Origin of the sequence: Burkholderia sp. Bp8986 (genome assembly GCF_003854225.1) — a bacterium.
Classification (GTDB): domain Bacteria; phylum Pseudomonadota; class Gammaproteobacteria; order Burkholderiales; family Burkholderiaceae; genus Burkholderia.
In genome coordinates this window covers 23,897-36,854 of record NZ_QTQM01000031.1, presented here as the reverse complement: position 1 = coordinate 36,854, position 12,958 = coordinate 23,897, and the positions used below count along the sequence as shown (strand labels likewise).

Here is a 12,958-nt window from a genome sequence, read left to right as displayed (position 1 = left end):
TTCCGGAAACATGGGCAATCGGTTCATATCGAAAATGAGTGGAGTGGAATTGGCCGTGCCGCCGGTTCTCGATATGCCGTTCGGAAAACAATCGCGCCGGGTCGTCCAGCGACGCGGCGCAGTCAACGCAATCAGGATGCGAACATGTTGAAAGTCACCAAGGCCGTGTTCCCCGTCGCCGGTCTCGGCACGCGGTTCCTCCCGGCAACGAAGGCGAGCCCGAAGGAAATGCTGCCCGTCGTCGACAAGCCGCTGATCCAGTACGCGGTCGAGGAAGCGATCAACGCCGGTATCACCGAGATGATCTTCGTGACCGGGCGCAGCAAGCGCGCGATCGAGGATCACTTCGACAAGTCGTACGAGATCGAGGCCGAACTCGAGGCGCGCGGCAAGGAAAAGCTGCTCGAACTCGTGCGCGGCATCAAGCCGAGCCACGTGAACTGCTTCTACGTGCGCCAGCCGGAAGCACTCGGCCTCGGCCATGCGGTGCTGTGCGCGGAGAAGCTCGTGCACGGCGAGCCGTTCGCGGTGATTCTCGCCGACGACCTGCTGCATGGCGAACAGCCGGTGCTCAAGCAGCTCGTCGACGTGTTCGATCACTATCACAGCTCGGTGATCGGGGTCGAGACGATTCCGCGCGAGGACAGCCGCTCGTACGGCGTCATCGAAGGCCGCGAGTGGGAAGAGGACATCATCAAGCTGTCGGGCATCATCGAGAAGCCGGCGCCGGAAGACGCGCCGTCGAACCTCGGCGTGGTCGGCCGCTACGTGTTCATGCCGACGATCTTCGATCACCTGCGCAAGCTCAAGCCGGGCGCGGGCGGCGAACTGCAGCTCACCGACGCCGTCCAGTCGCTGCTCGCGAACGAACAGGTGCTCGCGTATCGCTACTACGGCACGCGTTTCGATTGCGGCAGCAAGATCGGCTACCTCAAGGCGACCGTCGAACTCGCGCTCCAGCATCCGGAAGTGAGCCGCGAATTCGAGGCGTACCTGCGTACCTGCCTGCCCGCGCTGGCTGCTGTCGCATAAGCAGCCGCGCTGCTCCGCTGTTTCAGGTGGTGGTTGTTCCGTTGGCCCCGGCGGCCTTGTGCGCCGGGGCTTTTTTGCGTGCATTCGCCGCGCAGGCGTGGGGCGGCGGCTGATCCGCGGTGCTGAATCCGGGCTGCGTCGAACGGGTGCGTGCGCGACGATTCCGGTGCGCCGCTCAGCGCGGCGACGTGCCCGGCCGTGCGACGAAGTACCGGGCCAGCATCGCGGCGATCGGCTTCTTGAAGTCGAGCAGGCGTTTTTCCAGATAGCGCCACGACAGATGCGCGAGCAGCACGGCGAGTGCGAACTGCAGCAGTTCCGGCAGCACGTCCCGGGCGATTGCGGGCATCGGCACGCGCGCGAACAGCGTGGGCATCTCGCCGAGACGTGCCGGAATCAGGTTGTGGAACAGGTAGAAGCCGTAGCTGATCGTGCCGAGATAGACGAGCGGCGCCCAGTCGAGCAGTGCCACGGCCGGGTGGTCGGGTTCGGTGACGATCCACAGCATCAGCGCGCCGAGCGACGCGGACAGGCCGAGATCCGTGAGCCCCGTGACGACGTCCGGTAGCGTCGTGAGCGCGGGCAGCGCGAGGAAGAACGCGACGCCGGCGGCGCCGAGCCAGCCGGGCGGAATGCGGCGGACGACGTCCTGGCCGCGATCGGCGAGCGCCATTGCGCCGACGCCGCCCAGCGCGATCAGCGCGAAATTCCACGGGGAAAACGCGTAGATCAGCACCGGCGATGCGTCGAGCGCGTAGAGCGCGAGATGCGCGAGCGCGCACAGCGCGACGGCCGCGACGCCGAGCGCGACGTGGCGCGCGGCCGGCACCGCGAGCAGCGTGAGCGGCGCGATCAGATAGAACTGCTGCTCGACCGCGAGGCTCCAGAAGTGCGACGTGGAGCCTGGCCAGCCGTCCTTGACGACGCCGATCCAGTAGTTCGACAGGAACGTGGCGTGCCACGCGAGCCCGAGATTGACGCCGCGCTGGTAGAACAGCGCGTGCGCGATCGCGAGCGCGGCGAGCAGCAGGTAGTAGACGGGAAAGATCCGCAGCGCGCGCTTCGCGAGGAACAGCGCCAGCGCATGGCGGCGCGTCATCGTGCCGCTCTCGATTGCCTGACGGTTGCGATGCAGTTCGCCGACGATCAGGAATCCGCTGATGAAGAAGAACGTCCACACACCGAGCTTGCCCACGTCGACAGCGAGGACGTGGCCCTTGTGGGACAGGAAAACGAGGATGACGGCGAGGGCTCGCAGGCCGTCGAGTCCTTTGACGTATCTGACTTCGCGCATGAAGGCATCCGGGGCACTGAGCGAGGTCAGTATAGGCGCGCAAATATCGAACGTAATTCGCGTTCGGACGCGTTTCGACGTATACGTGAAGGCGTTTTTCGTTGCTCGAGCGTCGGCGAAGTCGGTCGCGCGCAACAAAACCTGCGGGAAACCCCGCGAAAACGCATAAAAGTACTGCACGAAGCGTCACCGCGCTTGTAGAATCCGGCGTTGAAGCGCGCGCGTTGCACGCTTCGTGTATCCAACGACCACACCTGGTAGGAGAAACATGGCGACTTCCGCAAAAAAGGTGGCCAAGAAGGCTGCCGCACCGGCCACCAAGAAAGTGGCTGCCAAAAAGGCTGCGCCCGCGAAGAAAGTAGTGGCCAAGAAGGCTGTCGCGAAGGCAGCACCGGCCGCTCCGACGCCGCTGAAGGACAAGTTCACGAAGGCATCGCTCGCAACGCACATCGCTGAGCGTGCAGCTGTCGAAGTGAAGGCGGTCAAGGCAGTGCTCGTCGCGCTCGAGAACGTCGTGCTGGGCTCGGTCCACAAGAAGGGCGCAGGCGAGTTCACGCTGCCGGGTCTGCTGAAGATCACGGCGCAAGTCGTGCCGGCGAAGAAGAAGCGCTTCGGCAAGGATCCGTTCACGGGCGAAGAGCGCTGGTTCCCGGCAAAGCCGGCCAGCGTGCGCGTGAAGGCACGTGCGCTGAAGAAGCTGAAGGACGCGGCTGCGTAATGCCGCGTAACGGTCGCCGATTGCAGGTCGGCGGCCGTTGCGATGTCCGACGATCCCCGTACGCGAAAGCGTACGGGGATTTTTATTGCGCCGCGCAAATCGCGCGGCCGCGTCGGCATCGCACAGCGCGGATACGGCATGACGTGACGCGCATCCGGTGTCGCGGGCCGCTTGCGCGGATGGCCGGATCGTCGTGTTCGTGCCGGCGCGCGGTCTTGTATCGCTGCGCATTGCGCGGGTGTCGCGCGAGTCTCGCGTGATGAACGCAGCGATCGTTCGCGTCGGGATCGCCGACCAGGCGACTGCCGCGTGTGCGGCGATCGAGCGCCATCCCGGCGCGATGCCGCAGGCGATGCATCCGTTCGGATTCGGCTCGGCACGCGACGGCGGGCCGACACCGCGCAGCGACATCGACCTGCGGGTGACGGTCGCCGCGTTCGCGCGCTACGCGCGGTGGATCGTCGAAGCGATGCTGTCGACGTAGCGGTGCGCGCGCGACCGCTTCCTGCGATTGCGTCGCGGCGCGATGCAATCCGGTGGACGACCGCGGTCGTGCGCGAACCGCGCGCGCTGCACATGCGTGCTGCTGCCCGCGCGAAGGGCACGCAGCGTCCGTGACTTCGTCAGCCCGCCGTGCCGGCGTATGCGGCCTTCAGCGCGGCGACGTCGAACTTCGTCATCTGCATCATGGCAGCGGCCACGCGCGCCGCCTTGACCTCGTCGCGGTCGGCCATCATCGGAATCAATGCGTCGGGCACGATCTGCCACGAGACGCCGAAGCGGTCACGCAGCCAGCCGCAGCCGTCGGCCGTGCCGCCGTTGTCGAGCAGCGCGCTCCAGTAGCGGTCGAGTTCCGCCTGGTCGGCGCAACTGATCATCAGCGAGATCGCATGGTTGAACGTCTCGGTGCGCGGGTGGCTCATCGCGATGAACGGCTGCCCGAACAGCTCGAACTCGACCATCCGGGTGCCGCTGGTGCCGGCGACCGCCGTGACGCGCACGACGCGCGAGTCCGGAAAAATGCCCGCATAGAAGGCCGCGGCTTCTTCGGCTTCCGTCGAGTACCAGAGGAACGGCGTGATCTTCTGAATCGTCATAGAGCGTCTCCTGTCGGGTGTGTCGGTGAGGAACGGGGCAATCTGCGTGCCGCCATCGATACGACGGACGAAGGCCGTCGAAATCGACACGTCGAAGCATAGTGCTTTGCGTCGCGGTATCGAAATCGGCAGGGTGGACACACATGCGTCCGTTGCGACGCCGGATCCTCCAGGCGCGCGTCAGGAGGAATATGGGAGCGCGGTGGCAGCCAGCGCGGCATGCGCCTGACCGGCCGTATGCCACGGTCCGACCGTGCAGGGTATCCGGATGCCTCCGGACACGCTTCCGGCGCGCGACAGGCGGCCCAGGCGCCGCTCCCGGCCGTTTGCCGTACCCACGGTGCCGGCCACGATCGCCGCTCGCCACGGCGGCGCCGGCAACGGACGAAAAAAAACCAGCCACGGCCGAAACCGGTGACTGGTTTTGCAGTTCGGCGGCACGGCGTCGGAGACGCCATGCACACCGGAAACGTACTTCTTAGAACTTGTGGCGAATGCCGAGTGCGACCAGTTCGGCCGAGCTCTTGCCAGCGAAGCCGTACGAAGCAATCGACGCTTGCGCGCTTTGCGTCGTCGTCGCGTTCACGCGCTGGGTGCCGCTCGCGTGCTGGTATGCGCCGACCAGGTAGATGTCCGTGCGCTTCGACAGCGAGTAGTCCGCGCCGATACCGACCTGGTGGTACTTCGCGTCCGTATCGCCGCTCGCCTTCGTGTACGAGTAGCCGAGGCCCAGCAGCAGCGGCGGCGTGACCTGGTACGTCACGAACGCGCGGCCCGTGTTGTACTTTTCGGTCGAGCCGAAGCCCGAGAATGCGTCCGGCTTGTACTGTGCGTTGCTGTAGCCGAGGCCGAACGTCACCGGGCCGAGTGCGTACTGGCCTGCGACTTGTGCGATCGCGATCGACTTCGCCGTTGCGTAACCCGAGTTGATCGGGCCGTCGATGATGTTGTCCGAGGTCGTCGAACCCCAGCCGCCGCGTGCAATCGCCGTCGTCGGCGACGGGTTGGCTGCGTAGAAGTAGCCTGCTGCAACGCCGACCGGGCCGTTGTTGTAGGCAGCTGCGACCGACCACGTCTGGCCTGCGCCCGTCTTGCCTGCGACGCCGCCGAGGGCGTACATGCCTTCGACCTGGAAGCCTGCCCAGACCGGCGACGTGTACTTGATTGCGTTGCTGACGCGCAGCGAGTTGTCGTTGTTGTCGACGTCGCCCGGCGTTGCCATCACGCTGCCGAAGTAGTTGTCAGCCGTGACTGCCTGGACCAGGTCGACCAGCGGGTCGTACTGGCGGCCGAGCGTCAGCGTACCGTACTGGGCGCTCTCGAGGCCGACGTATGCCTGACGACCGAACATGCGACCGCCCTGGTTCAGGTGGCCCGTGCCCGGATCAAAACCGTTTTCCAACTGGAAGATCGCCTTCAGGCCACCGCCGAGGTCTTCAGCACCTTTCAGGCCCCAACGGCTGCCTTGCAGGTTGCCCGACAGCATTTGCCACGAGTTGTTGGCTTGGCCGTCGTTGCCGTGGACCCATGCGATCGACGTATCGATCACGCCGTACAGCGTCACGCTCGACTGAGCGTGAGCAGCGCCAGCGGCGCCCAGCAGGGCGAGCGAGAGGGTCGAGAGTGCGAGTTTCTTCATCGTTGAGTATCTCCACGCAAATGATTCGTCATTCATTATTTGTTGCGGATTGGAGAATAGCTCAGTGCCATCCCTGCAAGAAAGCTTAAAAAATAAAGTGTCTCGAAAAGGTAACAGCGAGAAAAAGTCTATATATATCAAGCACATCAAGGACTGTTCCTCTTTTTGAAATAGTTGACAATTGCTGCGCCGCGATTGTTGCAGCGGTTGGTGTGTTCGGCGGCGGAGGGGCGGGTTTGGCCGGTTGGCGCACGGAAATTGACGCGTGCAAACGTTTGCTGTTGCAGGCTGCATCGCGCGCTGATGCAAAGAGCGCATCAACGCGCGGCGGCCGGGTGGGTTGCGCAAGCGAAGGCAGTCGCGTAGGGCGACGATGCGGCGCGCGCGACGCGCGGCCGCGCGGGAAAAAATACGTGGGGATTCAGTTGCCGCCTGAGCGATCGGCGGTGCGATCCGTCGGCGCGGCCGCGGCCGGGACGTTGCCGTTGCGGCGATGCGCATCGCCGCGCGCGGCCGCGAATTCCGCGCCGAGCAGCAGCACGGCCGCCGAGAAGTACAGCCACATCAGCAGGACCGCGAACGATCCGGCCGCGCCGAACGCACTGGCCGTGCCCGCGTGCGCGAGATACAGCGCGAACAGCTTCTTGCCGCCGGAGAACAGGATCGCGGACACGATCCCGCCGATCGTCGCGTCGTGCCATGCGACGCGCGCATCGGGCAGGAACTTCATCAGCGCGGCGAACGCGCCCGCGAGCACCGCGATGCCGACGAAGAACTGCAACAGGTTGGTGATCGCGACATACGGTGAATCGCCGAGCAGCCAGGTGCCGATGAACGTGATCGCGGTATCGAGCACGAGCGACACGATCAGCAGGAACGCGACGCCGAGCACGAGCCCGAACGAAATGAGCCGCACGCGCACGAGCCCGAGCATGCTCGACCAGCGGCTTTCCGTACTCGGCCAGATCACGGAAAGCGCGGTGTTCAGCGACGCGAACGTCGCCGACGCGCCGATCGCGAGCGCGGCGAACGAGATCAGCGTCGCGATGCCGCCGCGCTGGCCCGCGCGATGCGCGTTCTGCACGATCGTCTGGATGCTGGCCGCCGCATCGTCGCCGATCAACTGGTGGGCCTGCTCGAACACCTGGCCGCGCGCGGCGTCGTCGCCGTAGAACCAGCCGGCCACGGCGATCACCATCACGAGCGTCGGCGCGAGCGAGAACGCCGAGAAGAACGCGATGCTCGCGGCCATCGCCGAGCAGCGGTCGGAAGAGAAGCGCCTGAACGCGTTGAGTGCCCAGTTGGCCTGTTGTTGCGCGAGGCGGGTCGCCTCGGACGTGATCTGTCGTTTCATGACGGTTCGGTTGTGCGTTGAACGCAGGACATCGGTGGATCGGCAAATCGGTATTGATCCGACGAATCGATCATAGTTGCCTGAACTGTCTATAATTCCTTTCAGTTTCACCCCACCCCACAAAAACGCCGAGACCATCATGCTACAAATGTCCCGGCGCCAGTTCCTGAAGGTGACGGCCACGTCGCTTGCCGGATCGAGTCTTGCCCTGCTGGGCTTTTCTCCGACGGAAGCGCTCGCCGAGGTCCGACAGTACAAGCTGGCGCGCACAGTCGAAACGCGCAACACCTGTCCTTATTGTTCAGTGGGTTGCGGCATCCTGATGTACAGCCTCGGTGACGGCGCGAAGAATGCGCAGCCGAGCATCATCCATATCGAAGGCGATCCCGACCATCCCGTCAATCGCGGCACGCTGTGCCCGAAGGGTGCGAGCCTGATCGATTTCATCCACAGCCCGAACCGCCTGACGCACCCCGAGTATCGTGCGCCCGGCTCGGACAAGTGGGAACCCATCTCTTGGAACGACGCGCTCGACCGGATCGCGAAGCTGATGAAGGCCGACCGCGACGCGAACTTCGTCGAGACGGCGGAAGACGGCGCGAAGGTCAACCGCTGGCTGACCACCGGCATGCTGGCCGCATCGGCGGGCAGTAACGAAGTCGGTTACCTCACGCACAAGACCATCCGCAGTCTGGGGATGCTCGCATTCGACAATCAGGCGCGTGTCTGACATGGCCCGACGGTGGCAGGTCTTGCCCCGACGTTTGGCCGTGGAGCGATGACGAACCATTGGGTCGACATCAAGAACGCGGACGTGATTCTCGTGATGGGCGGCAATGCAGCCGAGGCCCATCCGTGCGGTTTCAAGTGGGTGACGGAGGCGAAGGCGCACCGCAAGGCGCGGCTGATCGTCGTCGACCCGCGCTTCACGCGTACGGCCTCGGTGGCCGACTACTACGCGCCGATCCGCACCGGCACCGACATCGTCTTCCTGGGCGGTGTGATCAACTATCTGCTGACGAACGACAAGATCCAGCATGAGTACGTGAAGAACTACACGGACTTCTCGTTCATCGTGCGCGAGGATTTCGCGTTCAACGACGGCATCTATTCCGGCTACGACGCCGAGAAGCACGCGTATCCGGACAAATCGAGCTGGGACTACGAGCGGGGCGACGACGGCTTCGCGAAGGTCGACCCGACGCTGCAGCATCCGCGCTGCGTCTACAACCTGCTGAAGCAGCACTACGCGCGCTATACGCCGGACATGGTCCAGCAGACCTGCGGCACGCCGAAGGAGAAATTCCTGAAGGTGTGCGAGATGCTCGCGACGACGGCCGTGCCAGGCCGCGCCGGCACGATCCTGTACGCGCTCGGCTGGACGCACCATTCGGTCGGCGCGCAGATGATCCGCACCGGCGCGATGGTGCAGCTGCTGCTCGGCAACATCGGCATCGCCGGCGGCGGGATGAACGCGCTGCGCGGCCACTCGAACATCCAGGGCTTGACCGACCTCGGGCTGATGTCGAACCTGCTGCCGGGCTACATGACGCTGCCGATGCAGGCCGAGCAGGATTTCGACGCCTACATCAAGAAGCGCGTGCAGCTGCCACTGCGGCCGAACCAGCTGAGCTACTGGAAGAACTACAAGGCGTTCCACGTCAGCTTCATGAAGTCGTGGTGGGGCGACGCCGCGACCGCCGAGAACAACTGGGCCTACGACTACCTGCCGAAGCTCGACAAGCAGTACGACCTGCTGCAGGCGATCGAGCTGATGAATGCCGGCAAGATGAACGGCTACATCTGCCAGGGCTTCAACCCGCTCGCGGCGGCGCCGTCGAAGGTGAAGACGGCGGCCGGCCTCGCGAAGCTGAAGTGGCTCGTGATCATGGATCCGCTCGCGACCGAGACGTCCGAGTTCTGGAAGCATCACGGCGACTACAACGACGTCGATGCGTCGAAGATCCAGACCGAGGTGTTCCGGCTGCCGACCACGTGCTTCGCGGAGGAAAACGGCTCGCTCGTCAGTTCGAGCCGCGTGCTGCAATGGCACTGGAAGGGCGCGGAGCCGCCGGGCGACGCGAAGAGCGACCTCGAGATCATGGCGGGGCTGTTCCTGCGCATGCGCAAGATGTACCAGACGGACGGCGGCAAGTATCCGGACCCGATCGTGAACCTGACCTGGCCGTACGCGAACCCGGAAAGCCCGACGCCCGAAGAGCTCGCGATGGAGTTCAACGGCCGTGCGCTCGCCGACCTGCCCGACCCGAAGGATCCGGCCAAGACGCTCGTGAAGAAGGGCGAGCAGCTCGCCGCGTTCGCGCAGCTGAAGGACGACGGCACGACCGCGAGCGGCTGCTGGATCTTCTGCGGCGCCTGGACGCAGGCCGGCAACCAGATGGGGCGGCGCGACAACTCGGACCCGACCGGCATCGGCCAGACGCTGAACTGGGCGTGGGCCTGGCCGGCCAACCGGCGGATCCTGTACAACCGCGCATCGTGCGACGTCGCCGGCAAGCCGTTCGACCCGACCCGCAAGCTGATCGGCTGGAACGGCAGCGCGTGGAAGGGCCCCGACATTCCAGACTTCAAGGCGGACGAACCGCCCGAGAACGGGATGGGGCCGTTCATCATGAACCCGGAAGGCGTCGCGCGCTTCTTCGCCCGCGCGGGGATGAACGAAGGTCCGTTCCCCGAGCACTACGAGCCGTTCGAGACGCCGCTCGCGGCGAACCCGCTGCACCCTGACAACCCGCAGGCGCTGAACAACCCGGCTGCCCGCGTGTTCCCGGACGACCGCGCGTCGTTCGGCAAGGCATCGGAGTTCCCGCACGTCGCGACGACGTACCGGCTGACCGAGCATTTCCACTACTGGACCAAGCATGCGCGGCTGAACTCGATCATCCAGCCCGAGCAATTCGTCGAGATCGGCGAAGACCTCGCGAAGGAAGTCGGCGTCGCGCACGGCGATCGCGTGAAGGTGTCGTCCAAGCGCGGCTACATCGTCGCGGTCGCGCTCGTCACGAAGCGGATCAAGCCGCTGACGATCGAGGGCAAGAAGGTCCAGACGGTCGGCGTCCCGTTGCACTGGGGCTTCAAGGGTCTGACGAAGCCCGGCTATCTCGCCAATACCCTGACTCCGTCCGTAGGCGACGGCAACTCGTACACACCGGAATTCAAGTCGTTCCTGGTGAAGGTCGAAAAGGCGTAAGGGGGAAGAGATGGCATTGCAATCGCTGGATATCAAGCGCGTCTCGGCCACCACGACGCCGCCGCCCACGGCGCGCGAACCGGTGACCGGGAGCGTCGCGAAGCTGATCGACGTATCGAAGTGCATCGGCTGCAAGGCATGCCAGACGGCATGCATGGAGTGGAACGACCTGCGCGACGAAGTCGGCACCAACGTCGGCGTGTACGACAACCCGGCCGACCTGTCGGAGCACTCGTGGACGGTGATGCGGTTCGCCGAATACGAGAACCCGGCGGGCGACCTCGAGTGGCTGATCCGCAAGGACGGCTGCATGCACTGCGAGGATCCGGGCTGCCTGAAGGCGTGTCCGTCGCCGGGCGCGATCGTGCAGTACAACAACGGGATCGTCGATTTCCACGAGGAGAACTGCATCGGTTGCGGCTATTGCGTGACCGGCTGCCCGTTCAACGTGCCGCGGATCTCGAAGAAGGATCATCGCGCGTACAAGTGCACGCTCTGTTCCGACCGCGTCGCGGTCGGCCAGGAACCGGCCTGCGTGAAGACCTGCCCGACCGGCGCGATCGTGTTCGGCACCAAGGAGGACATGAAGCAGCACGCGGCCGAGCGGATCGAGGACCTGAAGGAGCGCGGCTTCGAGCATGCGGGGCTGTACGACCCGCAGGGCGTCGGCGGCACGCACGTGATGTACGTGCTGCACCACGCCGACAAACCGTCGCTGTACCACGGGCTGCCCGACAATCCGTCGATCAGCCCGATGGTGAGGCTGTGGAAGGGCATCGCGAAGCCGCTCGCGGTCGCCGGCCTCGCGCTGACCGCGCTGGCCGGGTTCTTCCACTACACCCGGGTCGGTCCGAACGAGGTCAGCGAGGAAGAGGAAGCCGCCGCCCGCGACGAGGCGCGACGCATCAAGGAGGACGCAAAATGAAGCACGACGACCCCAACCTGATCGTCCGCTACACGCCGAACGAGCGCACGAACCACTGGATCACCGCGATCACGTTCGTGCTGCTCGCGCTGTCCGGGCTCGCGCTGTTCCATCCGTCGATGTTCTGGCTCACCGCGCTGTTCGGCGGCGGCCAGTGGACGCGGATCCTGCATCCGTTCGTCGGTCTCGTGATGTTCGTGTCGTTCGCGATTCTCGTGGTGCGCTTCTGGCATCACAACACGCTCGACGCGGACGACCGCCAATGGCTGAAGCAGATCGGCGACGTGCTGACCAACCAGGAAGACAGGCTGCCGCCCGTCGGGCGCTATAACGCCGGACAGAAGCTGCTATTCTTCACGTTGGTGGCGTGCCTGCTGCTGCTCCTGCTGTCGGGGATCGTGATCTGGCGGCGCTACTTCTCGTTCTACTTCCCGATCGGGGTGATCCGCGCGGCGGCCGTCGTGCATGCCGTGGCGGCCTTCGTGCTGATCGCGAGCATCATCGTGCACATTTACGCGGCGTTGTGGGTGAAGGGCTCGATCGGGGCGATGGTGCGCGGCACCGTCACGCTGGGCTGGGCCCGCAAGCATCACCCGAAGTGGTTCCGTGAAAGCGTGAAATAACGCACTGGAGCGGGGCGGCTCGCCGATCGCGGCGGGCCGTTCCGTCAGCCGTCGGAATCGCCTGAAGCGCCGACCTGTCGGCGCTTGTTTATTTGGAAGACATTTTCGTGACACAACGCATTCTCGAACCGACCGAGATTTCGGCGCTCGATCACTCGGCCATTCCGCGCTTTCGCCTGCCGGAGCGCGGCACCGCGTTCGCCGCGCGTGCCGCCCGGCTGCGCAAGCTTGCCGACCTGAACCCGATCAGCGGCTACCTGCGGCTGATGGCGACCGTTGCCGACGCGCAGCACGCGACGCTGCAGGCGCTGGAACTGCCGCTGCCGTCGCCCGAAGCGATCGCACGCGCGCAACAGCATTCGATGCCCCTCGTGCCGGCGCTCGACGGCGAGCGCAACCCGCAGTGGCGGGCCGTGCTGTACGAACTGCTCGACCGCGTCGAAAGCGCCGGGCTCGTCAATCCGTCGCTCGCGAAGCTGCTCGACCGGCTGCGCCTGATGGCGCCCGCCGAACTCGACGCGCAGGCCGACGCGATCCTCGCGTTGCGCTTCGCCGAAGTCGACCCGGCCACCGCGCCGTTCCTGATGGCCGCGCTGCAGGTCGTCTGGACCGATCTCGCGAGCCGCGTGGCACCGGCCGACGTCCCGTATCTCGACCAGCCGGGGCTGTGCCCCGTGTGCGGCACGCATCCGGTCGCGAGCGTCGTGCGCGTCGGCGGCCAGTACCAGGGCTACCGTTTCCTGCAGTGCGGCCTGTGCACGACCGAGTGGCACATGGTGCGCACGAAATGTTCGCACTGCGACTCGACCAAGGGCATCGCTTACCACGGGATCGAAGGCGGCAGCGAAGCCGTCAAGGCCGAGTCCTGTGACGAATGCAAGACCTATCGCAAGATCGGCTACCAGGAGAAGGACTACGAGTTCGAGCCGCTGGCGGACGATCTCGCGAGCCTCACGCTCGACCTGCTGATGAACGAAGCCGGCTACCAGCGCAGTTCGCCGAACCCGCTGCTGTGGCCGGACATGTCGCGCGAAGCGGAATGACGGTACGGAGCCGGGGCGCGCG

Annotated in this window: 11 protein-coding genes; 7 read left to right on the top strand and 4 right to left on the bottom strand. The window is 65.3% G+C overall.

Annotated elements, in window-relative coordinates; translation table 11 throughout:
* Positions 1-144 precede the first annotated feature (144 nt).
* Positions 145-1,032, top strand: coding sequence for a UTP--glucose-1-phosphate uridylyltransferase GalU (gene galU / locus DID99_RS24730; RefSeq protein WP_124486375.1), 888 nt, complete (start codon positions 145-147; stop codon positions 1,030-1,032).
* A gap of 175 nt (positions 1,033-1,207) precedes the next feature.
* Here galU and DID99_RS24725 read toward each other — a convergent pair whose 3' ends face one another.
* On the bottom strand, positions 1,208-2,326 hold the full coding sequence (locus DID99_RS24725; protein WP_044843834.1) for an acyltransferase: 1,119 nt from the start codon (positions 2,324-2,326) through the stop codon (positions 1,208-1,210).
* A 268-nt stretch (positions 2,327-2,594) separates the two neighbouring features.
* Between DID99_RS24725 and DID99_RS24715 the strand changes: the two genes are divergently transcribed.
* Both DID99_RS24715 and DID99_RS24710 read left to right on the top strand, forming a co-directional pair.
* Positions 2,595-3,044 (top strand): HU family DNA-binding protein, encoded by a 450-nt coding sequence (locus DID99_RS24715; RefSeq protein WP_011548077.1) that lies wholly within the window; start codon positions 2,595-2,597, stop codon positions 3,042-3,044.
* Positions 3,045-3,303: 259 nt separating this feature from the next.
* On the top strand, positions 3,304-3,528 hold the full coding sequence (locus DID99_RS24710) for a hypothetical protein (RefSeq protein ID WP_185733815.1): 225 nt from the start codon (positions 3,304-3,306) through the stop codon (positions 3,526-3,528).
* A gap of 139 nt (positions 3,529-3,667) precedes the next feature.
* Here DID99_RS24710 and DID99_RS24705 read toward each other — a convergent pair whose 3' ends face one another.
* The 3 genes from DID99_RS24705 to DID99_RS24695 form a co-directional block, all read right to left on the bottom strand.
* A complete protein-coding gene (locus tag DID99_RS24705) occupies positions 3,668-4,141 on the bottom strand; it encodes a VOC family protein (protein WP_044843835.1) in 474 nt (157 codons plus the stop codon).
* Positions 4,142-4,619: 478 nt separating this feature from the next.
* Complete coding sequence (locus tag DID99_RS24700; protein WP_124667669.1) at positions 4,620-5,780, bottom strand: porin; 1,161 nt, start codon at positions 5,778-5,780, stop codon at positions 4,620-4,622.
* A 421-nt stretch (positions 5,781-6,201) separates the two neighbouring features.
* Positions 6,202-7,134 carry a YihY/virulence factor BrkB family protein gene (locus DID99_RS24695; RefSeq protein WP_124521365.1) on the bottom strand — a complete coding sequence of 311 codons (933 nt, stop codon included), beginning with the start codon at positions 7,132-7,134 and terminating at the stop codon, positions 6,202-6,204.
* Positions 7,135-7,273: 139 nt separating this feature from the next.
* On the opposite strand from DID99_RS24695, the gene fdnG reads away from it, so the two are divergent.
* The 4 genes from fdnG to fdhE all read left to right on the top strand — a co-directional run bounded on the left by fdnG (position 7,274) and on the right by fdhE (position 12,936).
* The gene (fdnG, locus tag DID99_RS24685; RefSeq protein ID WP_148094681.1) at positions 7,274-10,345 is read left to right on the top strand and encodes a formate dehydrogenase-N subunit alpha; all 3,072 of its coding nucleotides are present in this window, start codon (positions 7,274-7,276) and stop codon (positions 10,343-10,345) included.
* 10 nt (positions 10,346-10,355) lie between these two features.
* The gene (gene fdxH / locus DID99_RS24680) at positions 10,356-11,270 is read left to right on the top strand and encodes a formate dehydrogenase subunit beta (RefSeq protein ID WP_124521880.1); all 915 of its coding nucleotides are present in this window, start codon (positions 10,356-10,358) and stop codon (positions 11,268-11,270) included.
* Entirely contained in the window at positions 11,267-11,893 is a 627-nt protein-coding gene (locus DID99_RS24675; RefSeq protein WP_124486369.1) for a formate dehydrogenase subunit gamma, read from the top strand. Before fdxH ends, DID99_RS24675 begins: the two co-directional genes overlap by 4 nt.
* A gap of 107 nt (positions 11,894-12,000) precedes the next feature.
* Positions 12,001-12,936, top strand: coding sequence for a formate dehydrogenase accessory protein FdhE (gene fdhE / locus DID99_RS24670; protein ID WP_185733814.1), 936 nt, complete (start codon positions 12,001-12,003; stop codon positions 12,934-12,936).
* The last annotated feature ends 22 nt before the right edge of the window (positions 12,937-12,958 follow it).

What these genes read in the sequence shown, in the direction of transcription:
- galU (WP_124486375.1), top strand. Translation starts at nt 145, where the DNA reads ATGTTGAAAGTCACCAAGGCCGTGTTCCCCGTCGCCGGTCTCGGCACG.
- DID99_RS24725 (WP_044843834.1), bottom strand. Translation starts at nt 2,326, where the DNA reads ATGCGCGAAGTCAGATACGTCAAAGGACTCGACGGCCTGCGAGCCCTC.
- DID99_RS24715 (WP_011548077.1), top strand. Translation starts at nt 2,595, where the DNA reads ATGGCGACTTCCGCAAAAAAGGTGGCCAAGAAGGCTGCCGCACCGGCC.
- DID99_RS24710 (WP_185733815.1), top strand. Translation starts at nt 3,304, where the DNA reads ATGAACGCAGCGATCGTTCGCGTCGGGATCGCCGACCAGGCGACTGCC.
- DID99_RS24705 (WP_044843835.1), bottom strand. Translation starts at nt 4,141, where the DNA reads ATGACGATTCAGAAGATCACGCCGTTCCTCTGGTACTCGACGGAAGCC.
- DID99_RS24700 (WP_124667669.1), bottom strand. Translation starts at nt 5,780, where the DNA reads ATGAAGAAACTCGCACTCTCGACCCTCTCGCTCGCCCTGCTGGGCGCC.
- DID99_RS24695 (WP_124521365.1), bottom strand. Translation starts at nt 7,134, where the DNA reads ATGAAACGACAGATCACGTCCGAGGCGACCCGCCTCGCGCAACAACAG.
- fdxH (WP_124521880.1), top strand. Translation starts at nt 10,356, where the DNA reads ATGGCATTGCAATCGCTGGATATCAAGCGCGTCTCGGCCACCACGACG.
- DID99_RS24675 (WP_124486369.1), top strand. Translation starts at nt 11,267, where the DNA reads ATGAAGCACGACGACCCCAACCTGATCGTCCGCTACACGCCGAACGAG.